General features: G+C 69.6%; 22 protein-coding genes. 13 read left to right on the top strand and 9 right to left on the bottom strand.

Going from position 1 to position 22,216, the window contains the following annotated elements:
* On the bottom strand, positions 1–560 hold a 560-nt coding region (locus C5O79_RS15095), incomplete at its 3' end, for a putative glycoside hydrolase (protein WP_276321116.1).
* A 228-nt stretch (positions 561–788) separates the two neighbouring features.
* Entirely contained in the window at positions 789–1,265 is a 477-nt protein-coding gene (locus C5O79_RS15090) for a hypothetical protein (RefSeq protein WP_046547314.1), read from the bottom strand.
* Between the two features lie 84 nt (positions 1,266–1,349).
* On the opposite strand from C5O79_RS15090, the gene C5O79_RS38125 reads away from it, so the two are divergent.
* Together C5O79_RS38125 and C5O79_RS15085 are read left to right on the top strand one after the other, a co-directional pair.
* On the top strand, positions 1,350–1,490 hold the full coding sequence (locus C5O79_RS38125; RefSeq protein WP_163009086.1) for a hypothetical protein: 141 nt from the start codon (positions 1,350–1,352) through the stop codon (positions 1,488–1,490).
* 225 nt (positions 1,491–1,715) lie between these two features.
* Positions 1,716–2,228 carry a lecithin retinol acyltransferase family protein gene (locus C5O79_RS15085; RefSeq protein ID WP_122478769.1) on the top strand — a complete coding sequence of 171 codons (513 nt, stop codon included), beginning with the start codon at positions 1,716–1,718 and terminating at the stop codon, positions 2,226–2,228.
* Here C5O79_RS15085 and C5O79_RS38930 read toward each other — a convergent pair.
* From C5O79_RS38930 to C5O79_RS15070, 3 genes are all read right to left on the bottom strand, one after another.
* On the bottom strand, positions 2,225–2,425 hold the full coding sequence (locus tag C5O79_RS38930) for a hypothetical protein (protein ID WP_039353373.1): 201 nt from the start codon (positions 2,423–2,425) through the stop codon (positions 2,225–2,227). The genes C5O79_RS15085 and C5O79_RS38930 overlap by 4 nt on opposite strands.
* Positions 2,426–2,589: 164 nt before the next feature.
* Positions 2,590–3,381 (bottom strand): polysaccharide deacetylase family protein, encoded by a 792-nt coding sequence (locus C5O79_RS15075; RefSeq protein ID WP_047852862.1) that lies wholly within the window; start codon positions 3,379–3,381, stop codon positions 2,590–2,592.
* Positions 3,378–4,340 (bottom strand): 1-phosphofructokinase family hexose kinase, encoded by a 963-nt coding sequence (locus C5O79_RS15070; protein ID WP_131931426.1) that lies wholly within the window; start codon positions 4,338–4,340, stop codon positions 3,378–3,380. Before C5O79_RS15070 ends, C5O79_RS15075 begins: the two co-directional genes overlap by 4 nt.
* A gap of 251 nt (positions 4,341–4,591) precedes the next feature.
* On the opposite strand from C5O79_RS15070, the gene C5O79_RS15065 reads away from it, so the two are divergent.
* A complete protein-coding gene (locus tag C5O79_RS15065) occupies positions 4,592–6,385 on the top strand; it encodes an adenosylcobalamin-dependent ribonucleoside-diphosphate reductase (RefSeq protein ID WP_122478765.1) in 1,794 nt (597 codons plus the stop codon).
* 30 nt (positions 6,386–6,415) lie between these two features.
* On the opposite strand, the gene ftsH is transcribed toward C5O79_RS15065, so the two are convergent.
* From ftsH to C5O79_RS15050, 3 genes are read right to left on the bottom strand one after another with little or no spacing between them, the layout of a single operon-like run.
* Positions 6,416–8,329, bottom strand: a complete 1,914-nt coding sequence (gene ftsH, locus C5O79_RS15060) for an ATP-dependent zinc metalloprotease FtsH (RefSeq protein ID WP_122478763.1) — start codon at positions 8,327–8,329, stop codon at positions 6,416–6,418.
* Between the two features lie 33 nt (positions 8,330–8,362).
* On the bottom strand, positions 8,363–8,872 hold the full coding sequence (locus C5O79_RS15055) for a BCAM0308 family protein (RefSeq protein WP_122478761.1): 510 nt from the start codon (positions 8,870–8,872) through the stop codon (positions 8,363–8,365).
* A gap of 38 nt (positions 8,873–8,910) precedes the next feature.
* Positions 8,911–9,558: a BON domain-containing protein gene (locus C5O79_RS15050; RefSeq protein WP_122479104.1), complete on the bottom strand. Its 648-nt coding sequence runs from the start codon at positions 9,556–9,558 to the stop codon at positions 8,911–8,913.
* Positions 9,559–9,846: 288 nt separating this feature from the next.
* Between C5O79_RS15050 and C5O79_RS15045 the strand changes: the two genes are divergently transcribed.
* The 10 genes from C5O79_RS15045 to C5O79_RS15000 all read left to right on the top strand — a co-directional run bounded on the left by C5O79_RS15045 (position 9,847) and on the right by C5O79_RS15000 (position 21,532).
* Positions 9,847–10,035: a DUF2964 family protein gene (locus C5O79_RS15045; RefSeq protein WP_046547313.1), complete on the top strand. Its 189-nt coding sequence runs from the start codon at positions 9,847–9,849 to the stop codon at positions 10,033–10,035.
* Positions 10,036–10,241: 206 nt separating this feature from the next.
* Positions 10,242–11,750 carry an efflux transporter outer membrane subunit gene (locus C5O79_RS15040; RefSeq protein WP_122478759.1) on the top strand — a complete coding sequence of 503 codons (1,509 nt, stop codon included), beginning with the start codon at positions 10,242–10,244 and terminating at the stop codon, positions 11,748–11,750.
* Positions 11,747–12,820 carry an HlyD family efflux transporter periplasmic adaptor subunit gene (locus tag C5O79_RS15035; protein WP_122478757.1) on the top strand — a complete coding sequence of 358 codons (1,074 nt, stop codon included), beginning with the start codon at positions 11,747–11,749 and terminating at the stop codon, positions 12,818–12,820. The genes C5O79_RS15040 and C5O79_RS15035 overlap by 4 nt, the downstream gene beginning before the upstream one ends.
* Positions 12,817–15,651: a ribosome-associated ATPase/putative transporter RbbA gene (gene rbbA, locus C5O79_RS15030; RefSeq protein ID WP_122478755.1), complete on the top strand. Its 2,835-nt coding sequence runs from the start codon at positions 12,817–12,819 to the stop codon at positions 15,649–15,651. Before C5O79_RS15035 ends, rbbA begins: the two co-directional genes overlap by 4 nt.
* Positions 15,652–15,653: 2 nt before the next feature.
* Entirely contained in the window at positions 15,654–16,778 is a 1,125-nt protein-coding gene (locus C5O79_RS15025) for an ABC transporter permease (RefSeq protein WP_122478752.1), read from the top strand.
* A gap of 164 nt (positions 16,779–16,942) precedes the next feature.
* On the top strand, positions 16,943–17,131 hold the full coding sequence (locus C5O79_RS15020) for a DUF2964 family protein (protein ID WP_047852870.1): 189 nt from the start codon (positions 16,943–16,945) through the stop codon (positions 17,129–17,131).
* A gap of 28 nt (positions 17,132–17,159) precedes the next feature.
* Entirely contained in the window at positions 17,160–18,296 is a 1,137-nt protein-coding gene (locus C5O79_RS15015; RefSeq protein ID WP_046546581.1) for an ABC transporter permease, read from the top strand.
* Positions 18,293–18,997, top strand: coding sequence for an ABC transporter ATP-binding protein (locus C5O79_RS15010; protein WP_174242195.1), 705 nt, complete (start codon positions 18,293–18,295; stop codon positions 18,995–18,997). Before C5O79_RS15015 ends, C5O79_RS15010 begins: the two co-directional genes overlap by 4 nt.
* Complete coding sequence (locus C5O79_RS15005; RefSeq protein ID WP_047852873.1) at positions 18,994–20,079, top strand: biotin/lipoyl-binding protein; 1,086 nt, start codon at positions 18,994–18,996, stop codon at positions 20,077–20,079. Before C5O79_RS15010 ends, C5O79_RS15005 begins: the two co-directional genes overlap by 4 nt.
* A gap of 67 nt (positions 20,080–20,146) precedes the next feature.
* Positions 20,147–21,532, top strand: a complete 1,386-nt coding sequence (locus tag C5O79_RS15000) for an efflux transporter outer membrane subunit (RefSeq protein WP_236862432.1) — start codon at positions 20,147–20,149, stop codon at positions 21,530–21,532.
* A gap of 26 nt (positions 21,533–21,558) precedes the next feature.
* Here the strand turns inward: C5O79_RS15000 and C5O79_RS14995 are convergent, their stop codons facing one another.
* Positions 21,559–22,014 carry a hypothetical protein gene (locus C5O79_RS14995; RefSeq protein ID WP_046546577.1) on the bottom strand — a complete coding sequence of 152 codons (456 nt, stop codon included), beginning with the start codon at positions 22,012–22,014 and terminating at the stop codon, positions 21,559–21,561.
* Positions 22,015–22,216 lie beyond the last annotated feature (202 nt).

The following is a 22,216-nucleotide window of genomic DNA, read 5'->3' as shown; positions in this document are numbered from 1 at the left end:
ACCGCCCAGTCGGGATGCGCGGCCGCAAGCGGATCGTCCTTGAATACGACGAGGCGCGCGATCAGGTACAGCCCGCGCGCATGGAATGCGCGGATCAGCGCCGGCAGGTCCGCGACGCGCGGCCCCGGCTCGCCGCCTGCGCCGATCGCTTCGCGCGCGGCGCTGCGATACGGCGTCATGCCGCGATCGCCCTTCACGTCGATCACGAACGCGTTGACCGCCGTGCGGCCCGGCAGCGCGAGCGCCGCGTCGCGCAGCGTGCGGTCCGCGACACCGTAAGCCGACAGGTAGACGGCCTTGGGACGAAACGGGACGAGCCGCACCGTGCGCGCCGACTCGCCGGCGGCGAGCGCGACCTCCGCGCGTGCATAGCCGGGGGCGGTCACGCTGAGCGTCGCGTCGCCCGACGGCGCGGCAAACGTGCCGGCGGCCGACGCGATCAGGCTGCTGCCCGACGCATACCCGAGCGCGCCCGCCACCGGTCGGCCGCTGCCGGCATCGACGACCGTCACTGCGACAGTGCCGGCCCGGCCGGCAACACACGCAAGTGCCAGCAGCATGCCCGCGAGCCCGCGGCCGACCCGCGCCGCAGGCTGCCACCCGCATCGCCACGACTCATGCGGCTGCCGCCCGGCGCGCGTCCCACCGACGTTTGCCCGAATCTCCAATGCACACCTCGCGACGCGAATTCCCGTGGACATTGTTGCGACTCCGGCGCAACGCGACGTGAGGCAGATCAACGGTACGCCACGCGCTACCGCGCGCTCCGCATCGATCGAAGCGTGCGTCTAGGGCCGTGCACGCGTACCGGTTCCCTGACAACCGCTGCAAAGCCGGATCACGCCGCGGCGCTCCGGGTTCTGCCAGTAGAACCGCACATCGATACCGCCGCGCGCCGGCACGACGACGTGCCGGACTTCCTGGACGCCCCGGTCGCGCGCCGACACCGTGTAACGCCCCGGCGGCACGCGTGCGAACAGGAACGGGCCGGCCGTGTGTGCGTCGAGGACCGTCGACTTGCCGGACGTCAACGTCACATCGACATCCGACAGGTAATGCCCGCCCTTCGTCGCGAACATGATCCGCAGGTTGTAACGCGGCGCGGCGGCACGAAACGCAGCGACCTCCTCCGCCCCGATGCCGCCCGTGATGTACACGGCGCCGTTCTGCTCAACGGGCTCGGGCAGCGCTTGAGCCGGCGCGTTCGACGCAGCGGCCAGCAAACAGGCCGACAGCAGCAGCGACCCGGCGATTCCAGTCCGCATTTCATTCTCCCGGTACAGGCACGCGGGTGGCGATGCGGCTCGTTCGTTCGGGCGCGTCACGGCCGGCGTGCCGCGACGTGACGCATGCGCATCGTTGACGAAGCCAGCGTCGCGCGGAACGCCGATTTCCCGTTGATGCAGGTCAAGCACACCGGACAGGCCAGCGGCGCGGCACGACGGTGCGAGACCGTCGGTCGGACGGTACGGCGGGCCAACAAGGCCTGAAGCGGCGGCAGGCCGGCGCCGTTGTCCGTTCCGGCTGTCAGCCGATATTGCACGGCGCGTCGGAAATTTCCGACACGACGCCCCGACATCGGACAGCAAGCTCAGACCGCGCTGATTGTCGGGCCCCGGTCCGCCGCCAATACTGGAGACGTGACAGGACGCAACGTGTTCCGCGGCCGGCAAGCCGGTTTTCCAGCCGGCCGCCGCGAGATCCAGGAGCTGGCCATGACTCACCCGACCGCAGCACAAGCCGACGACGCCATGCCGGATCGCGACCTTCCGGTCGGCGCCCACCTCGTGACACGGCGCCACGGTTACGTGCATCACGGGATCTATATCGGCGACGGCAACGTGATCCATTACGCGGGCCTGGCGCACAGCCTGAGCGGCGGCCCGGTTGAAATCGTCTCCGTCGACGGCTTCTGCGCCGGTTTCGAACTCGCGATCGTCCGGCACACGCGGCCCCTGTACGACGGCACGGAAGTGGCACGGCGCGCGGCCTCGCGCCTCGGCGAATGCCGCTACCGGCTGCTCACCAACAACTGCGAGCACTTCTGCCTGTGGTGCCTGTTCGGCGTTGCAAGGAGCGATCAGGTTGCGTCGTGCCTGCGCAACCCGGTTCACGGCATCGCGGTGGGCGTCATGCTGCTTGCCTGCGTGCTGGCCGCGCGGCTGCATGCGACAGCCTTCGAACGCACGCCGGACGCCGGCACCTGCCCGGTTCAGTGCGGGGCCTAGCGACGCCGCTCGACAGCGTCGGCGGATGCCGCATGCACCCGCCCCCAGCGCTTCGCCTGCGCGATCGCGATACGGATCGCGCTGCCCTCGGCACGCCCTCGTCGCAGCAACGCGTTGGCGATCTCGATCGCCTTGCCGCGCACCGGCGGCGGCAGGTTCCGCATCGACGGCGGATAGCGTTCGTCATCCCACGGCATGGTGGCTCCTTCTCGTACCCGCGTGCCGATCCCGATACCCTTGTCGGCGGCTCGCACAGCAGGATCACAGCCATTGTGCGGCCCCATGACGTTCTGCCGGGCGTGAACCCGAACGGAAACGGCATCCGCGAACGACGGTGGCGAACCCGAGATCCGGCATTCGATCACGGTCGCTCCCGCGCGGTTTGCAGCAATCCGTTCATGCAGCGCGTATCGCACGCATCCGTCATCAGGTAGCGCGGCAGCGCCATGGCGGGATCCGCGGGCCGAACGGGCCGTGCGTCGATCGTGAACGCCGCGACATAGCCTTCGCGCACGGCCAGCCGATCGGTCGTTGCATCATGGACGCCGAACGGCCAGGCCAGCAGCCGGACCGGCCGACCGGTTTCCGACTCGAGCCGTTCACGGGAATGGCTCAACTGGAACGACACGAATCGTTGGTAGTCCTCCTCAGACCGCCGTGCGTGCTCGGTGCGGAAATTCGGATGCCAGTAGGTATGCGATTCGATATCGTATCCGCCGGATTGCCCGAGCACGCGCAGCTGATCCCAAGTCATCGCGTAGCTCGCGTTCGAGATCGCCGATGGATAGATGAACAGCGTGACCGGTACCGGATGCGCGGCCAGCAACGGGCGCAGCACGTCGTAGACGGAGCGGTGACCATCGTCCACCGTGATCGCGACCGCCCGCGCCGGCAGCGCGTTCGCCTGCCCCGCGCGCCAGCGCACGATGTCGGCGAGCGGCACGATGCGGTAGCCGTTCGCCTCGATCGCATGCAGTTGATCGAGGAAGGTCCCGGTGCGCACCGTCATCGAATCCAGGCGTTGCGCGGCAAACCGGTGATAGACGAGGATCAGCACGCGCTGCGGCACCGGCTCGCCCGCCCCGGTGCCGGCGAACGATGCCTGCGGCCAGCACGACAGCAGCAGCAGGCAGGCGATCGCGCGCACGCTCATGCCGTACCACGCGCAATGGCCGCGCCGCTTGCCTGCGCAACCAGTTCCGCATGAATCCGCTCGACGTCGGCGCGCGTGCACAGCGCGGTGCCGGGATGCTCGACCGAAGCCGCCGATGCCGCCAGCGCATAGCGGCATGCATCGTCGAACGGCGCGCCGCGTGCGAGCGCCCAGACCATCCCGCCGACGAAGCTGTCGCCGGCACCCACCGTGCTGCACACCGTCGCGGGCCTGCCCGGCAGGCGCAGCGCGCGCTCGCGCGTGACGACCCACGCGCCGCGCGCACCGAGTGTCAATGCAACGATGTCCGCCCGCCCTTGCGCGACGAGTTCGGCCGCCTTGTCGCATGCCGACGCTTCGTCGAGCGGTTCGCCGGCCAGCGCACTCAGTTCGTCGAGGCTGGGTTTCACGAGATGCACCCCGGCGTCGAGGGCCGCGCGCAGCGCCGGGCCCGCTGCATCGACGACCACGCGGGTGCCGTTGGCGGCGGCCGTCCGCGCGAGCGTCGCGTACAGGTCGTCGGGTGCGCCCGGCGGCAAGCTGCCGCTCAGCACCAGATAGCGCGGCGCAGGCTGCAGGGCCGCGATGCGCGCCGCGCAATCGCGCCACTCGGCCGCCGTGACCGACGGCCCCGGCATCAGGAACCGGTACTCGCGCCCCGTCGCCGTTTCGGTCACGCAGACGTTCTCGCGCGTCTCGCCGGCGATCCGCATGCGCACAGCCGGCACGTGTTCGGCGTCGAGCAGCAGCGTCAGCACATCGCCGGTCGGCCCGCCCGCCAGGTACAGCGCGACGCAGTCGCCGCCGAGCCGGTGAACGGTCCGCGCGACGTTGATCCCGCCGCCGCCGGGGTCCCGCCGTGGCCGCGCGCAGCGCAGCTTGTGCGTATCGACGATGTGCTCGACCGACGTCGAGACATCGACGGCCGGATTCAACGTGACGGTAACGATCTCGGTCATGGCGCGTAGTCGGTAAAAGGCGCAAAGCGCGGGCTTGCACGCCGCGCGCGTGCGGCCGCGGCGGGTGCCTGACGCCTGATGCCTGATGCCGGCCACCGGCGCCGGCCGGTCCTGGCACCACCTTACGTGCGCGCCTTCCCGCGGCATTGACGACCGTCAAGCGATGCCGCAACAGCACCGGATTGCGCTCGATCAACGACGCGGGCGGGCAGGCCCTTACATTAGGTCATCCGTCGTCGCCGAGCCCCGCCATGGACGAGCAGCCGCTTTGCACCACCGTGTTCGTCGAACGCTATGCGCAGCCCGGCGAAACGTCGCGCGCGGCCGTCTTCCAGCGTGTCGCCCGTGCACTGTCGCTCGCCGAGCCGCCCGCGCAGCGCGCCCGGGCCGAGCGCACGTTCTTCCTGAACCTGCAGCGCGGCGCGATCGGCGCTGGCCGCATCATGGCGAATGCCGGCGCGACGACGGGCGGCACGATGGTCAACTGCTTCGTCCACCCGCTCGCGGTTCCGGAGGACACGCCGCTGCAAGGCGTCGATGCAGCGCTCGCGCAGGCGCTCGACGACGCGTGGCTCACGCTGCTGATGGGCGGCGGAATCGGCTACGACTTCTCGCCGGTGCCGCCCGCCGGCGCGTACGAACGCCGCCTGTCGCCCGAGCGCGGCGTATGCGCGGCGATCGACCGATTCGATGCGATGTGCGGCGCGCTGCCGTTCACTGGCCCGCGCCGCGGCGCGCAGATGGGCGTGCTGCGCTGCGATCATCCGGACCTCCTCGCGTTCGTCACGGCCAAGCACGGGCGGGCGCGCTGGCCGACCTTCAACCTGTCGGTCGGCATCACGGACGCGTTCATGGAAGCAGTCGCGCATGACCTGCCCTGGGCGCTCGTCCATCACGCACCGCGCCACGCAGCCGCCATCGCGTCGCCCCGGCGGCCGGACGGGCGCTACCTTCATGCGACGGTTCCCGCCCGCAAGGTGTGGCAGGCGATCGTCAACGCCGCACGCGACAGTGCCGAACCGGGGCTGCTGTTCCTCGACACGATCCGCGACGCGAATCCGCTGCGCGAGCACGAACGGATCGACGCGACGAACCCGTGCGGCGAGCAGCCGCTGCCGCCCTACGGCAGCTGCGTGTTGGGGCCGGTCGACCTGTCGCGGTTCGTGCACCATCCGTTCGGCATCGACGGCGAGCCGCGCTTCGATTTCGCGGCGCTCGCCGACGCGGTGCACGTCCAGGTCCGCCTGCTCGACGATGTGCTCGACCTCACCGCGTGGCCGCTCGCCGCGCATGCACGTGAAGCGCATCGGACACGGCGCATCGGTGTGGGCGTGACGGGCCTGGGCGACGCGCTGACGATGCTGCGGCTGCGCTACGACAGCGTCGAGGCGCGCGCATGTGCGCGCTGCATCGCGCTGACGATGCGCGAGCATGCGTTTGCCGCATCGGCCGCGCTGGCCGCCGAGCGCGGTGCGTTTCCCGCCTACGATCCGGCCGCTTACCTGACCGGCCCCGCCTACCGCATGCGGCTGCCGCTGAAGGTGCATCACGCGATCCAACGGCACGGGCTGCGCAACAGCCATCTGTTGTCGTTCGCGCCTGCCGGCAGCGTGAGTCTCGCGTTCTGCGACAACTGCTCGAACGGCATCGAACCGGCCGTCGGCTGGACCCAGCGCAGGATGGTTCGCACGGCAGACGGCCAGGTGCGCGCGTTCCGGGTGCAGAACCATGCGTACCGGCTGTTTCGCGCACTGCATGGCGACGGCGTCGCGCTGCCGGACTACTTCGCCACCGCGGGCGAGATCGCACCGATCGATCACGTCGCGATGCTTGCGGTGCTTCAGCCCTGCGTCGACGCCGGCATCTCGAAGACCGTGACGATGGACAGCCAGTGTTCGCTCGCGCAGGTCGACGCGCTGTTCTTCGCGGCGTGGCGCGACCGGCTCAAGGGCATCACCGTGTTTCGGCCCGATCCGCGGCTCGCATCGGTCGTCACCGACGATACGGCGCAACGACGCGACGGCGCGGTCTGCATCGGCTGTTGAGCGGACTGATCGACGGTGGCCGCCAGTCGGTCAGGCCGACGTGTCCGTGGCCGTGGCCGGCTCCGCATCGGCGTGCGCCGGTTCGGGCGGGCCGATGCCGTCGTCCGGCGGCGTAATGAGCGCCACCAGTGTGTCGTGATCGACCGATTCGTGCTGCAGCAGGCAGCGCGCGATCCGTTCGAGCGCGTCGCGATGCTCGCCGAGCGTCGCCGCGACCCGCACGTGCGCGTCTTCGAGCAGCGCGCGCACCTCCTCGTCGATCAACTGCGCGGTGTGTTCGCTGCACCGTCCGTCGCCCGGCGTCCACACGCCGGGCGAACCGCCCTGCGGGGTCGCATCGTCGAGCGTCGCGAGACCGAGCTTCTCGCTCATCCCGTACTGCATGACCATGTGGCGCGCCAGCGCGGTCGCACGTTCCAGATCGTTCTGCGCGCCGGTCGACACGTCGCCGAACGCGATCTCCTCGGCTACCCGGCCACCGAGCAGCACGTCGAGCCGGTCGAGCAGCTCGCTCTTGCGCAGCACGTAGCGATCCTCGGTCGGCACCTGCTGCGTGTAGCCGAGCGCCGCGATGCCGCGCGGGATGATCGACACCTTCTTCACCGGATCGCAATGCACGCGGCTTTGCGCGACGAGCGCGTGCCCCGCCTCGTGGTACGCGATGGTCCGCTTTTCCTCGTCGTTCATCACGCGGCTCTTGCGCTCCATGCCGGTCATCGCGCGGTCGATCGCTTCGTCGAAGTCGGCCATGCCGATCGCCTGCTTGCCGAGTTCGGCCGCGTGCAGCGCGGCCTCGTTGACGACGTTCGCGAGATCCGCGCCGACGAAGCCCGGCGTGCGCTGCGCCAGCTCGGCAAGGTCGACTTCCGGGGCCAGCTTCACGCGCTTCGTGTGCACGGCCAGGATCTGCTTGCGGCCGGTCAGGTCGGGCCGGTCGATCGCGATGTGGCGGTCGAAGCGCCCGGGCCGCAGCAGCGCGGGATCGAGGATCTCGGGCCGGTTCGTCGCGGCCATGATGATCACGCCCGAATTGGCCTGGAAGCCGTCCATCTCGACGAGCAGCTGGTTGAGCGTCTGCTCGCGCTCGTCGTTGCCGGACATCAGGCCGACGCCGCGCGCCTTGCCGAGTGCATCGAGTTCGTCGATGAACACGATGCACGGCGCCTTCTGCTGCGCCTGCTCGAACAGGTCGCGCACGCGTGCCGCGCCGACCCCGACGAACATCTCGACGAACGCCGAGCCGCTGATCGTGAAGAACGGCACGGCCGCCTCGCCGGCCACCGCACGCGCGAGCAGCGTCTTGCCGGTGCCGGGCGCGCCGACGATCAGCACGCCTTTCGGGATCTTGCCGCCGAGCCGCTGGTAGCGTTCAGGATTGCGCAGGAACGCGACGATCTGCTGCAGCTCGGCCTTCGCCTCGTCGATGCCGGCGATGTCGTCGAACGTGATGCCGGTTTCCTGCTGCACGTACACGCGGGCCTGGCTCTTGCCCATGCCGCTCAGGTCACGGACCCCGCCCGGCCTGCGCATCATGAAGCTCCAGAACGTCACGAGGACGATCACCGGCAACATCCATCCGGCAAGCGTTTCGAGCCAGCCCGAATCCGGCGTGCCGCGATAGCGGATGCCGGCGGCCGTGAGTTCGGCGACGAGACGGTCGTCAGCGACCCGGTTGGTCGTGAAGCGCCACGGCGGCCCCGCCTTTTTCACGGCGACCGCGTCGGAGGCCGGCAGGTTCGCACCGGCCTCCGGCATGCGCAGCACGCCCGAAATCGACGACGGGCCGATGTCCAGATCGTCGACGAGCCGCGCGTCGACCAGCCGGTGAAAGTCGCTGTACGAGATCGACGTCGTGGCCGGCTGGGCCATCAGCAGCTGATACGCCACCAGCACGGCAAATACGAACGGGATCAGCAGTCCGGAGTAATCGAATGACTTTTTCATCGCATCAGGCCCGCTCGCCGGACACACCGCCGTTCATGCATCGTCGCGCGTCCATTGCGCGCGCAGCATGTCCTCGCCATCGCGATAGTTGAGCGCGAGATCGCCGTGATGCGCATGCAGCAATGCTTCCCCCAGCCTTCGCACCATGTGCACGCCGGTCGTGCGGACGACGAGCGTATCGCCGGATTGCTCGATTTCCATGATGCGTTCGAGCGCGTGCTCGCTCGTCTCCAGGTCGGCCTGGCGCTCGAGCAGGTCGAGAATCGTCGCCCGGTGCGCGCGCAGGTACGCGCCGTGCAACACCAGCTCGCCCGCCGGCAGGTTTTCTCGCATGCGCTTGCAGGCCGGGCATTCGAGCTGGCGCCGGTCGAGCGGTGTCGCGTACCACGTCCAGCGGCCCGCGTCGCAGACGGCGCCGCAGCCTTCGCAGATCCGGTCGCCCTTCGGCCGCTTCGGATCGCGGTAACTGTCCTTCGTATGCGGCTGCATCCGCTGGTCGCGGCGCAGAGAGGTTCGGCCCGGGCCTGAATTCGAACGGTTCATGACTGCTTCTCCTTGCAGTAGACAGCATGGGCTGGCCGTCAGCCGACGGTGAGCCGGTCGACGACCTCTCGGACACCTCTCACCGACCCGGCCGCGCCGCACGCGGCGCGCCTTTCGGCAAGCGACGCGACCTTGCCCGTCAGCGTGATGACGCCGTCGACCGCGTCGATCGCAATGCCCGCGGATTCGCGTTGCGCGCGACGCGCCAGCGCTTCGGCGATCCGCATGCCGACGTCCGGCACCGTGTGGTCCGTGCGCACCCGGATCCGGTTCGCGACGCCGACGACACCGATCATCCGGCTGACCATCTTTTCGGCCGCGCGACTCTGGTATGCATGATCGACTTCGCCGTCGAGCGTCACGCAACCGTGGTCGACCTCGACGCGAATCTTGTGATCGCGCAGCGCCTCCTGCCAGCCCAGCGCGAACGTGATGGCGATTGCCAGCTCCTGATCCGCGCACGCGCTCTCCGGCGGCGTGACGTTCAGTTCGAGCACGAGCGCGCGCGCATCCTCGACGTGCAGCGCCGTTTTCTGCGCCTCGAGCTTCTGGGCCCAGCTGTCGACCGAGCCGCGTAACGTGACGATCCGGTCGCTTACGTCGACGTCGATCCGCCGCGCATCGATCGCCGGATTCCAGAACAGCGCCTGCTCGACGTCCTGCTTGAGTGCTGCATCGGACTTCATTTCCGTCTCCCGTTGGGCCGCACCGGTCGTGACATTCGCGACATTCGCGATCGGCGATCGTGCCGCACCGGATTCAGCATCGCGCACGCCGGCGCCGGCGGGTTGACGAGGATCAATCAACGGCGTGCCGGCGGCTGCGGCCGCCGGGTGCGCGAATGCCGGATTCGTCCATTGATACAGATCAACCGTGCGGCAAAGCGCAACGCGATCATGACGCCAGACACCGCGAAACCCGCGCCGACCCGCGCGGTTCGCATCCGCACGACAGCCACCCCGCAGGAGACCGTCATGACCCGCAGGCAATACCGCATCGCGCTCGCGACGCTCAGCGTGTTCATCGCGCTCGCATCGCTGGCCGGCATCATTCACGGGATGCTGTTCGACGAGCGGGTTTTCAGATACTCGATCGTCACGCTGATCCTGAGCATTCTCTCGTTCGTCGTCCTGCTGAACCTCGCTCCGGGCGACCGGCCGTGACGCGCACGACGGCGTCGGGCCGCGCGCAATCCGCCGGCCCCGGGCCGTTCTCACCCGCCTGTCAACCGAAGCACCGCTCGAAACGCATTCCCGTCGAAGTGATTCAGATCAAGGGTAGGAGCGTCATTCGTCGGATATAAGTGAACCCGAAGCGGCGCCGCCACGTGGCGGCGCCCCCCGCGTTTCCGTATTCGCCGAGGCATTCCATGCGCGCCATCGCGCTTCCCGTCGTGTTCCGCAGAGCAGCGTCCCGATCCGCGTATTTCGTTGCGCTCGCAACGGGTATCGGCCTGCTGTCCGGATGCCTGTCGCTCGCACCGCCGGACCAGCGCCCCGCAGCGCCGATCCCGGCCGCCTTTCCGGATCCGTCGGCCGGCGCCCCGCCCGGCGCTACTGACGCAGTTGCGCCGGTGCCCGCGTGGCAGGATTACTTCGTCGATGCGCGCCTTCGGGCGCTGATCGCGCAGGCGCTGGCCAACAATCGCGACCTGCGCGCGGCCGTTGCGCGGGTCGAACAAGCCCGCGCCGCCTATGGCATCCGCCGCGCGGACCAGTGGCCGACGATCGGCGCCGGCGCGGCCTACGCACGGTTTCGCGCACCGGGCGGGTTCCTCACGCCCGCCCCGTTCGTCGGGCAGGTCTACGAGGTCCAGCTGGCCGAAACGCAATGGGAACTCGATTTCTGGGGCCGCGTGCGCAGCCTGAAGGACGCGGCGCTGCAGCGCTATCTCGCGAGCGACGCGGCCCGGCGTGCCGCGACGCTGAGCGTGATCACGTCGGTCGCCAACGCGTATCTGACACTGTGCGAATACGACGAGCGCATCGCGCTGACCCGCGCGACGATCGACACGCGCCGCGAGTCGCTGCGGATTTTCCGGCTTCGCCAGGCGGCCGGCGCGATCTCCCGCCTCGACCTGACGCAGGCCGAGATCCTGCTGCAGCAGGCGGAGTCCCTCGGCGCCCAGTTGCAGCAGGCGCGCGCGTCGGCGGCCGATGCGCTGGCCCTGCTGGTCGGCGCGCCGCCGGATCTGGCCGGCACGCCGCTCGTGCTCGACGACGGCGCCGTCGCGCCGTCGCTCGCGCCCGGCCTGCCGTCGTCGCTGCTCGCCCGGCGGCCGGACGTGATCGCGGCCGAGCACGCGCTGCAGGCGGCCCGCGCGAACATCGGCGCGGCGCGCGCCGCCTTTTTCCCGCGCATCGCGCTGACGAGCTCGATCGGCTCGGGCAGCAGCGCGCTGCATGACCTCCTGACATCCAGCACCGGCGTCTGGTCGGTGATCCCAAACGTGACGCTGCCGCTGATCGACGGGGGCCGCAACCGCTCGAATCTCGCGCTGGCGCACGCGCAGCGCGACGAAGCGCTCGCGCAGTACGAGCGGACGATGCAGAGCGCGTTTCGCGACGTGTCCGACGCGCTCGCGTCGCGCTACTGGCTGGCCGACGAGGTGCGCATCGAGCGCGCGACGCTGGACTCACAGGCCGAACGGGCGCGCCTCGCGAAGCTGCGCTACGACAGCGGCGCGACCCGGTTCCTCGAGGTGCTCGACGCGCAGCGCGACCTGATGAACGCGGAGCAGCAATGGGTGATGACGCGCCGCGCACTGCTGTCGAGCCGCGTCGCGCTCTATGGCGCGCTCGGCGGCGCCACGCAAGACAGCGACGCGGCCGCCGCGCCACCGAACAACGCATCGACGAATCCGGATTCCCCACGATGAAAACCCTCAAGCGCCCTCTTCTGATCGGGGCAGGCGTCGCCGTGCTCGCGATCGCCATCACGTATTACGGATGGACGCGCTGGCGTGACGGCCAGGCCGATGCCGGCCTCGTGAGCGGCAACGGCCGTATCGAAGCGACCGAAATCGACGTCGCGACCAAGCTGCCGGGGCGTGTCACCGCGATGCTCGTCGACGAAGGCGACTTCGTGACCGCCGGCCAGCCGCTCGCGCGCATGGACGTGGTCGTCCTGCAGGCGCAGCTCGACGAAGCGCGCGCGCGGGAGCAGCAGGCGGTGAACACGGCCGCGAGCATCGACGCGCAGGTCGCGCAGCGGCGCAGCGACAAGGCGGCGGCCGAGGCCGTCGTCGTCCAGCGGGAAAGCGAACTGGATGCGGCGACGCGGCGGCTCGCCCGTTCCGAGACGCTGTCGCGCGACGGCGCATCGTCGATGCAGGAGCTCGACGACGACCGCGCGCGCGCCGGCAGCCTGCGGGCGACCGTGAACGCGGCGCGCGCGCAGGTACAGGCCGCGCAGGCCGCGATCGACGCGACCCGCGCGCAGCTCGTCGCCGCGCGCTCCGCCGTGACGGCCGCGCAGGCAACGGTCGCGCGCGTGCAGGCCGACATCTCGGACAGCGCCCTGACATCGCCGCGCGACGGGCGCGTGCAGTATCGCGTGGCCGAATCGGGCGAAGTGCTGCCGGCCGGCGGCAAGGTGCTCAACGTGGTCGACCTGTCGGATGTCTACATGACGTTCTTCCTGCCCGAGACGGTGGTCGGCCGGGTGCCGCTCGGCGCCGACGTGCGGATCGTGCTCGACGCGGCGCCGGAGTACGTGATTCCGGCCCGCGTGTCGTACGTGTCGAGCACCGCGCAGTTCACGCCGAAGACGGTCGAGACGGCCACCGAACGGCAGAAGCTGATGTTCCGCGTGAAGGCGCGCATCGACCGCGACCTGCTGCAGCGCCATCTGAAGCTCGTCAAGACCGGGCTGCCGGGTGTGGCGTGGCTCAAGACCGATCCGCTCGCCGCGTGGCCCGCGCGCCTCGCGATCAAGGTTCCCCAATGAAGTCGACGCTCCCGGCCGAACCCGCCGCCGGCGCGACCGAGGGGCCGCCGGTTCCCGAGCCCGTCGCGCGGCTGTCCGGCGTCTCGCTGCGCTACGGCGGCAAGGCCGCGCTCGACGACGTGACGCTCGACATCCCGGCCGGCCGCATGGTCGGGCTGATCGGGCCGGACGGCGTCGGCAAGTCGAGCCTGCTCGCCCTCATTTCCGGCGCACGTGCGATCCAGCAGGGGCGCGTGTGGACCCTCGGCGGCGACCTGTCGTCGCGCCGTCATCGTGCGCGCGTCTGCCGGCGCATCGCCTACATGCCGCAAGGGCTGGGCCGGAACCTGTACGCGACGCTGTCCGTCGAGGAAAACCTGCAGTTCTTCGCCAGGCTGTTCGGCCACGACGCGGCGGAGCGGCGCCGGCGGATCGACGCGCTCACGCACAGCACCGGCCTGCACCCGTTCCTGGACCGGCCCGCCGGCAAACTGTCCGGCGGCATGAAGCAGAAGCTCGGCCTGTGTTGCGCGCTGATCCACGATCCGGACCTGCTGATCCTCGACGAACCGACGACCGGCGTCGATCCGCTGTCGCGCGCCCAGTTCTGGGAGCTGATCGGGCGCATTCGCGCCGCGCGGCCGGCGATGAGCGTGCTGGTGGCCACCGCGTACATGGACGAGGCCCGGCGGTTCGACCGGCTGATCGCGATGGACGCCGGGCGCGTGCTGGCAACCGGCAGCCCGGACGCGCTGCTGGCCCGCACCGGCTGCGGCACGCTCGAGGATGCGTTCGTCGCGTTGCTGCCCGACGCGCAGCGGCGCGGGCACCAGCCGATCCGGATCGCGCCGTTCCAGCCCGATGCCGCCGCCGGCTACGCGATCGAGGCCGACGGGCTGACGATGCGGTTCGGCGATTTCGTCGCGGTCGATCACGTCAGCCTGCAGATCCGTCGCGGCGAGATCTTCGGCTTCCTCGGCTCCAACGGCTGCGGCAAGTCGACGACGATGAAGATGCTCACGGGGCTGCTTCCCGCGTCCGAAGGCACGGCGACGCTGTTCGGCCAGCCGGTCGCGGCGGACGACATCGACACGCGCCGGCGGGTCGGCTACATGTCGCAAGGGTTTTCGCTGTACGGGGAGCTGACCGTGCGGCAGAACCTCGTGCTGCATGCGCGCCTGTTCGGCGTGCCGGAGGCGGACGTGCCCGGGCGGATCGCCGAAATGGCCGAGCGCTTCGGGCTGGCCGGCTCGCTCGACGCATTGCCCGAACGCCTGCCGCTCGGCATGCGGCAGCGGCTGTCCCTCGCGGTGGCGATGGTGCACAAGCCCGAGCTGCTGATCCTCGACGAGCCGACGTCCGGGGTGGACCCGGTCGCGCGGGACGACTTCTGGCGGCTGATGATCGAGCTGGCGCGGCACGATCGCGTGACGATCTTCATCTCGACGCACTTCATGAACGAAGCCGAACGCTGCGATCGCATCTCGCTGATGCACGCGGGCCGCGTGCTCGCCAGCGCCGCGCCGGCAGAGCTCGTGCGCACGCGCGGCGCCGGCTCGCTCGAGGAAGCGTTCATCGCGTACCTGACCGACGCGCAGCAAGCGCAGAGCCCGCCGGCGGACGAGGCGTCCGACGCGGGCTGGCTCGGCACGCCGTCCGACACCGCCGACACTGCCGAATCCGCCGACACCACCGGCGCCCGTGCCGGCGCCGGCCGCGCGGCCGCGTGGTTCAGCCCCGCACGCGCCGGCAGCTACCTGTGGCGCGAACTGCTGGAGCTGCGCCGCGACCCGCTGCGGGCGACGCTCGCGCTGTTCGGGTCGCTCGTGCTGATGTGCGTGATCAGCATCGGCATCAGCCTCGACGTCGACAACCTGACGTTCGCGGTGCTCGACCGCGACCAGTCGATCCTGAGCCAGGACTATGCGCAGAACCTCGGCGGCTCCCGCTACTTCGTGCCGCGCGCACCGCTCGTGGACGATCGCGATATCGACCGGCGCATGCGCAACGGCCAGTTGTCGCTCGCGATCGAGATTCCGCCCGGCTTCGCCCGCGACGTCGCGCACGGCCGGCACGTCGAGATCGGCGCGTGGATCGACGGCGCGATGCCGATGCGCGCGGAGACGATCCGCGGCTACGTCGCCGGCATGCACGAGAACTGGCTGCGCGACCAGGCGAAGCGCCGGCTCGGCGTGTCGCTCGCGCCTGCCGTCGAGATCGCCGTCCGCTATCGCTACAACCCGGACGTCAGGAGCCTGCCGGCGATGATCCCGGCCATCATGCCGATGCTGCTGCTGATGCTCCCCGCGATGCTGACGGCGCTGGCCGTCGTCCGCGAACGGGAGCTCGGCTCGATCGTCAACCTGTACGTGACGCCCGTCACACGCGCCGAATTCCTGCTCGGCAAGCAGGCGCCCTACGTGATGCTGGCCATGCTGAACTTCCTGCTGATGGTCGTGCTGGCCGACATCGCGTTCGGCGTGCGGATCAAGGGCAGCTTCTTTACGCTCGCGGCCGCGGTGCTGGTCTTCAACGTGGTGGCCACGGGCATCGGGCTGTTCGCGTCGACGTTCACGCGCAGCCAGATCGCCGCGATCTTCATGACGATCGTCGGCACGCTGATTCCCGTGGTGCAGTTCTCGGGGCTGCTCACGCCATTGTCGTCGCTGGAGGGCGCCGGCAAGTGGATCGGCACGGTCTACCCGGCCACCTACATGCTCGCGATCAGCCGCGGCGTGTTCAACAAGGCACTCGGCCTGGGCGACCTGTCGTCGCAGTTCTGGCCGCTGCTCGCGGCAGCGCCAGCCATCCTGGTCATGACCGCCGTGCTGCTGCGCAAACAGGAGCGCTGACCATGTCGCGCCTGCTCGTCATTTTCCGGCTCGGGGTCAAGGAGCTCTGGAGCCTCGCCCGCGATCCGATCCTGCTCGTGCTGATCGTCTATACGTTCAGCGCGTCGATCTACGTCGCGGCCACCGCGCGCCCGGAAACGCTGCACAAGGTGCCGATCGCGATCGTCGACGAGGATGCATCGCCGCTGTCCGCGCGCATCGTCGCGGCGTTCTTCCCGCCGCAGTTCGCGCCGCCCCCGATCGTCGGCGCGGCCGCGGCAGACCGCGGCCTCGACAACGGCGACTACACGTTCTCGCTCGACATTCCGCCGGATTTCCAGCGCGACGTGCTGGCCGGCCGCCCTGCGACGATCCAGCTCAACGTCGACGCGACCCGCATGACGCAGGCGTTTACCGGCGGCGGCTACGTGCAGCAGATCGTGTCGGGCGAGATCGATGCATTCGTGCGGCGCTATCGCGGCGTATCGTCGCCGCCCGTCGATCTCGCGATGCGGATGCGCTTCAACCCGAATCTCGACGAGGTGTGGTTCGGCGCGCTGATGGAGCTGATCAACAACGTGACGATGCTGTCGATGATCCTCACCGGGGCCGCGCTGATCCGCGAGCGCGAGCACGGCACGATCGAGCATCTGCTCGTGATGCCGGTGACGGCGGCCGAGATCATGCTCGCGAAGGTGTGGTCGATGGGGCTCGTCGTCACGGTGGCGGCCGTCGCATCGCTGACGCTGGTCGTGGGCGGGGCACTGCACGTGCCGATTCCGGGCTCCATCCCGCTGTTCGTGGCCGGCATGGCGCTGCACCTGTTCGCGACGACGTCGATGGGCATCTTTCTCGCGACGCTCGTGCGCAGCATGCCGCAGTTCGGGATGCTGCTGGTGCTCGTGCTGCTGCCGCTGCAGTTGCTGTCGGGCGGCCTGACGCCGCGCGAGAGCATGCCGCTCGCCGTGCAGGACATCATGCTGGCCGCGCCGACCACGCATTTCGTCGAACTCGCGCAACGCATCCTGTACCGGGGCGCCGGCCTCGATGCGGTCTGGATCCAGTTCGTGGTGCTGTTCGCGATCGGTTGCGTGCTGTTCCTGCTGTCGCTGATGCGCTTTCGCAAGACCATCACGCAGATGGCGTAAGCGGCCCGTCGGGCGCCCGGATTCGTCCGTTGATACAGATCAACCGTGCCGGAACCTTGCACGGGATCATGACGTCACGACTTGCGCAATCCGTAGCGGCCGCGATCGCGGCCACGCGGCATCGCGCTCACGGGCGGCCGGCGGCCGCCTCCCTGGAGAACGTCATGATGCGCCTGCCAAACCGGATCTTTCTTGCCACGCTCGGCGTGTTCATCGCACTCGCGTCGCTGCTGGGCGTCGTGCACGCGATGCTGGTCGGCGTGCATGTGCTTCCGTACGCGATCGTCGCGCTGGTGTCGGGCCTCGCCGCCTTCGTCGCGCAGCCGGATCCGGCCGCCTGCGAGCGTTCATGATGCGCTCGTACCCGGCTCACGCCCCATCATGAACGGCATCCTCCGCCTCGCGTTCAAGCTGCTCGTGAACGACAGCGCGAAGTTCACCGCGCTGACCATCGGCATCACGTTCTCGGTGCTGCTGATGATCGAGATGACGTCGCTGTTCGCCGGGATCCTGAACAAGTCGTCGGCGTCCGTGATCAACATCGGCGCGAAGGTGTGGGTGATGGACCCTGCCGTGAAGACGATCGCGAACAGCATCGGCATGCCCGGCTACGTGCTCGACGCGGTACGCAGCATCGATGGCGTCAAGTATGCGGTGCCGCTCTACTCCGGCGGCGCGCTCGTCAAGCTGCGCTCCGGCACCTATCAGGCGGTGACGATCGTCGGCCTGGACGATGCGAGCCTGCTCGGCCGGCCGACGATGCTGCAGGGCCGGATCGAGGACATCTACGCGGAGAACGGCTTCATCGCGATCCGGGATCCGGAGTTTCCGAAGCTCGAGAATCCGGCTGTCGGCACCGATTTCGAGCTGAACGACCATCGCGGCGTGATCGTCGGCATCGCAAAAGTGGCGGCCAGCGGCCTGTTCGGCACGCCCACGCTCTATACGACCTACGCCCGCGCGATCCGCTACATCCCGTCGCCGCGCTTCACGACGTCCTACATCCTCGTCGAGCCGAAGTCGGAGGCGGACATCGCGCACATCAAGGCCGTCGTGACGTCGCTCGGCTATCGCGCTTACACGCGCGACGAATTCATCGCGCAGATCGCACGCTTCTACAAGTACGAGACGGGGCTCGGCACCAACATCATGCTGATGACGATCATCAGCTTCATCATCGGCCTGTCGATCTCCGGCCAGACGTTCTATGCATTCATCCTAGAAAACCTCGACAAGTTCGGCGCGCTGAAGGCGATCGGCGCGAAAAGCCGCGAGCTGGTCGCGATGATCCTGTTCCAGGCGACGTTCACCGCGCTGACCGGCTACGGCATCGGCGTCGGCCTGTGCGTGCTGATGATCAGTCTCGCGAAGCTGCAGATTCCCGATTACGCGGCGCTCGTCACGTTCGGCAACCTGGCGCTCGCGTTCGGGATGGTGGTGGTGATCGCGACGATCTCGAGCTATCTCGGCGTGCGCCGCGTGCTGCGCATCGAGCCGTTCGACATCTTCCGGGGCTGACGATGGCGAAAGTCGCGATCGACGCGCGCGGCGTCACCAAATGGTTCGGCGAAGGCGACGCGCGCACGCAGGCATTGTGCGAGGTGTCGATGCAGGCGAACTTCGGCGAGATGCTGCTGATCGTCGGGCCGTCCGGCAGCGGCAAGACGACGCTGCTCAGCGTGATCTCGGGCATCCTGCGGCCGGAATCGGGCTCGGTGTCGATCGACGGCGTCGACCTGTGGGCGCAGCCGAACGACGCGATCGCCGATTTCCGGCTGAACCGGATCGGCTTCGTCTTTCAGGACTATCACCTGTTTCCGAAGCTGACGACGGCCGAGAACGTCGCGATTCCGCTGATCCTGAAGCGCCGGCCGTGGGACGAAGCGCTGCACGAAGCGCTCGGCTATCTCGACGTCGTCGGGCTCGGGAATCGTGCGCAACTGCCGCCCGTCAAGCTGTCCGGCGGCGAGCAGCAGCGCGTGGCGATCGCGCGCGCAATCGTCAGCCAGCCCGACCTGCTGATCCTCGACGAGCCCACCGCGTCGCTCGACGGCGACACGGGCCGCATGATCATCGACTTCGTCAAGCACCAGGTGCTGAACGACACGCGCTGCATCGTGATCGTCACGCACGATGCGCGGATCTTCGAGTACGCGGACCGCATCCTGCGGATGGAGGACGGCAAGCTGAACGGCATCGACCGCGGAGGTGCGCGATGAAGCACCGGCTCGTGTTCGTGGCGGCGGTGCTCGGTTTCCTGGCCAGCCTCGTCGCCGCATGGGTGTACAGCCGCCAGGAGCCGCCGCAGCCGCCGGTGTTCAAGCCGGCCGCCAATCCGTACGCGCGCGGCGTCTATGCGAACGGGATCGTCGAGAGCGAGCAGCCGGCCGGCGCGAACGTGAACGTCTACCCGGACGTGACGGGCGCGGTGACGCGCATCCTCGTGCACGACGGCGATCCGGTGAAGGCCGGCGATGCGCTGCTGACGATCGACGACTCGGTGCAGCGCGCCACCGCCGCGCAGCTTGCGGCGCAGGCCGACGCGGCCGCCGCGCTGCTCGACGAGCTGAAGGCGCAGCCGCGCCGCGAGGTGCTCGACGTGGCGAGCGCGCAGACCACAGCCGCGCAGGCCAGCCTGAAGCTCGCGCAGGATCAGTACGACAAGCAGCGGCACGCGTACGACATCGACCCGAAGGCCGTGAGCCGCGACGCACTCGATACGGCCGCGAACGCGGTACGTGTCGCGGCGGCCAACCTCGACGTCGTGATGCGGCAGTATCGCCTGACGAAAGCCGGCGCGTGGCGCTACGACGTGCGCAACCAGGAAGCGCAGGCCGTCGCGCTGCGGCGTGCGGCCGACGCGGCCGCCGCGCTGCTGGCCCGCTACACGCTGCGCGCGCCGGCCGACGGCACCGTGCTCGCGATGAACGCGGCAGTCGGCTCGTACCTGACTTCGCAGGGGCTGTACGACACTTACACGCAGGGCAACGCGCCCGTCGCGGTGCTCGGCACGCCGGTCGACCGCCTGCAGGTGCGCTGCTACATCGACGAAATCCTGATCCACCAGCTGCCCGACCTGCACGCGCTGAAGGCGCACATGTTCGTGCGCGGCACGTCGGTCGAAGCCGACCTCCAGTTCGTCCGCGTGCAGCCGTACGTGACGCCGAAAATCGAACTGTCCGACCAGCGCACCGAGCGTGTCGACGTACGCGTGCTGCCGGTCATTTTCCGTATCGTCCCGAACAAGGCTGTCCGGTTGTTTCCCGGGCAGATCGTCGATGTGTACGTGGCCGGCAAGTAATCGCCTCGTCCACCGGATGTCGCACGTGGCGACCGTGCTCGCGGCCGTCGCGTCGCTGGCCGGATGCATGGTCGGGCCCGACTTCAAGCGTCCGCCCGTTCCGCGTGTCTCGCGTTTCGTCGCGGCGGACGCCGCAGCCGGCGCGTGGACGGCAGGCGGGCAGGCACAGGCGCTGTCGGCAGGCGAGCCGCTCACGCGCGACTGGTGGACCCGCTTCGGCAGCCGCGCGATCGACTCGACCGTCGGCGAGGCACTGACCGGCAGTCCGACGCTCGATCTTGCCGAGGCAACGCTGCGGCGCAGCGAACATGCGCTGCGGGCCGGCGAAGGCGTCTTCTTTCCGCAGGCCGATGCGCAGGCCGGCGCGTCGCGCCAGCGTGACACGCCGCTGCGCACCGGGCAGGCACTGCCGGCGTCGATCTTCAACCTGTTCACGCTATCCGCGACGGTCAGCTACACGCTCGACCTGTGGGGCGGCGAGCGGCGCCAGATCGAGGCGCTTGCGGCCGATGTCGACGCACGGCGCCAGGCGCTGGCGGGCGCGTACCTGATGCTGACGGCCAACGTCGTCAACACGATGATCGCGCGCGCCGCGTATCGCGACGAAGCCGCGGCCACGCGAGAAATGATCGGCCTGCTCGACGAGCAGATCCGCCTGACGCGCGCGCAGGTCACGGCCGGCGCGGCAGCCTACGTCGCCGTGCTCACGCTGGAATCGCAGCACGCGTCGCTCGAAGCGACGCTGCCCGCGCTCGATCAGAAACGCGCGCAGGCCGACGACCTGCTCGCGCTGCTGGCGGGCCGCTACCCCGTCGACTGGCAGACGCCCGACCTGTCGCTCGAGCGCATCGCGCTGCCGGCGCGCTTGCCGGATACGGCGCCGTCGTCACTGGTGCGCCGCCGGCCGGACATCCTGCAGGCGGAAGCGCAGTTGCACGTGGCCAGCGCGCAGGTCGGCGTCGCGACGGCCGCGCTTTATCCGACGCTCACGCTGTCCGCGTCGGGCGGTTTCGACAGCATCGTCGCCGGCCGGCTGTTCGCGCCGGCCGGCCGTGCATGGAGTGTCGGCGCCGGGCTCACCGCGCCGCTCTTTCACGGCGGCACGCTGCTGAACCAGCGGCGCGCGGCGCAGGACGCGTACGAAGAGGCCGACGCGACCTACCGGCAAGTGGTGCTGTCGGCGTTCTCGCAGGTCGCCGACACGTTGCGCGCGCTCGCAAACGATGCAACGGCACTCGATGCGCAGGCCCGTGCGATGGCCGCGGCCCGCGATGCGCTGACGCTCACGCAGGCCGGCTACGACGCGGGGATTTCGGGTTATGTGCCGTTGCTGGTCGCCGACGTGCAATACCATCAGGCGCGCCTGGCGTGGCTGCAGGCGCTCGCGCAGCGGCTGCAGGACACGGTCGCGTTTTACGTCGCGCTCGGCGGCGGCTGGGGCGACGCGGGCTGAAACGAGGCGGTGCGTGCGACCGGCGTTCAGCCCGTCTGCGTGTGCGCCACGACGTCGGGCCGCTGCCACGGCGGCAGCTCGGCCCAGCCGAGCGGGCCGTAGACGGTGCCGCCGGCAGCCTCGATCGTCTCGACGAATTCGGCGAGCGTGGCCCCGGCCGGCACGGCCAGTTTCATCGCGTCGACGAACGCCTCGCTGCGCAGCCACGGCACCGCGCCGCCGTTGATCTGCTCGACGCTCCAGTCACCCCCGTGCCGGCCCGCTTCGGGCGGCAGCAGGCGCGGCGCATCGAACGCCACGCGCAGCAGTTGCGCGCGCGAATCGCTGTAAGGCGGTTGCGCGATGTCCTGGTAGGGCACGTCGGCCCAGCTCTGGCCGCATTGCAGATCGAGCGGCAGGCAGGTGAACCACGCCCAGGGTGCGCGCACGAAGCACAGCCGGTAGCCGGTCCGCGCGCCGTCCAGGTTGGCGATCAGCGTCATGATGGGTTCGTCCCGAAAGCGTCGTGATCTCGTTGCGCAACGTGTACTCGCCGTAGGCGGCCTGCGCGGAGGGCGGGATCACGACATCGCCCGCGCGCATGCGACCACTATCGTGCCGCCGTCCGGCCCGCGCGTTGATTGACGTCAAACCGAAGCCGCAGCGGCCGGACAACGAACCTCGCCCGAGCGTGACACGGATATG

Origin of the sequence: Burkholderia sp. SRS-25 (genome assembly GCF_004343765.1) — a bacterium.
Taxonomy (GTDB): domain Bacteria; phylum Pseudomonadota; class Gammaproteobacteria; order Burkholderiales; family Burkholderiaceae; genus Burkholderia; species Burkholderia contaminans.
Note: the sequence above shows the minus strand (reverse complement) of the source record. Positions and strands in the feature narration are given on the sequence as shown.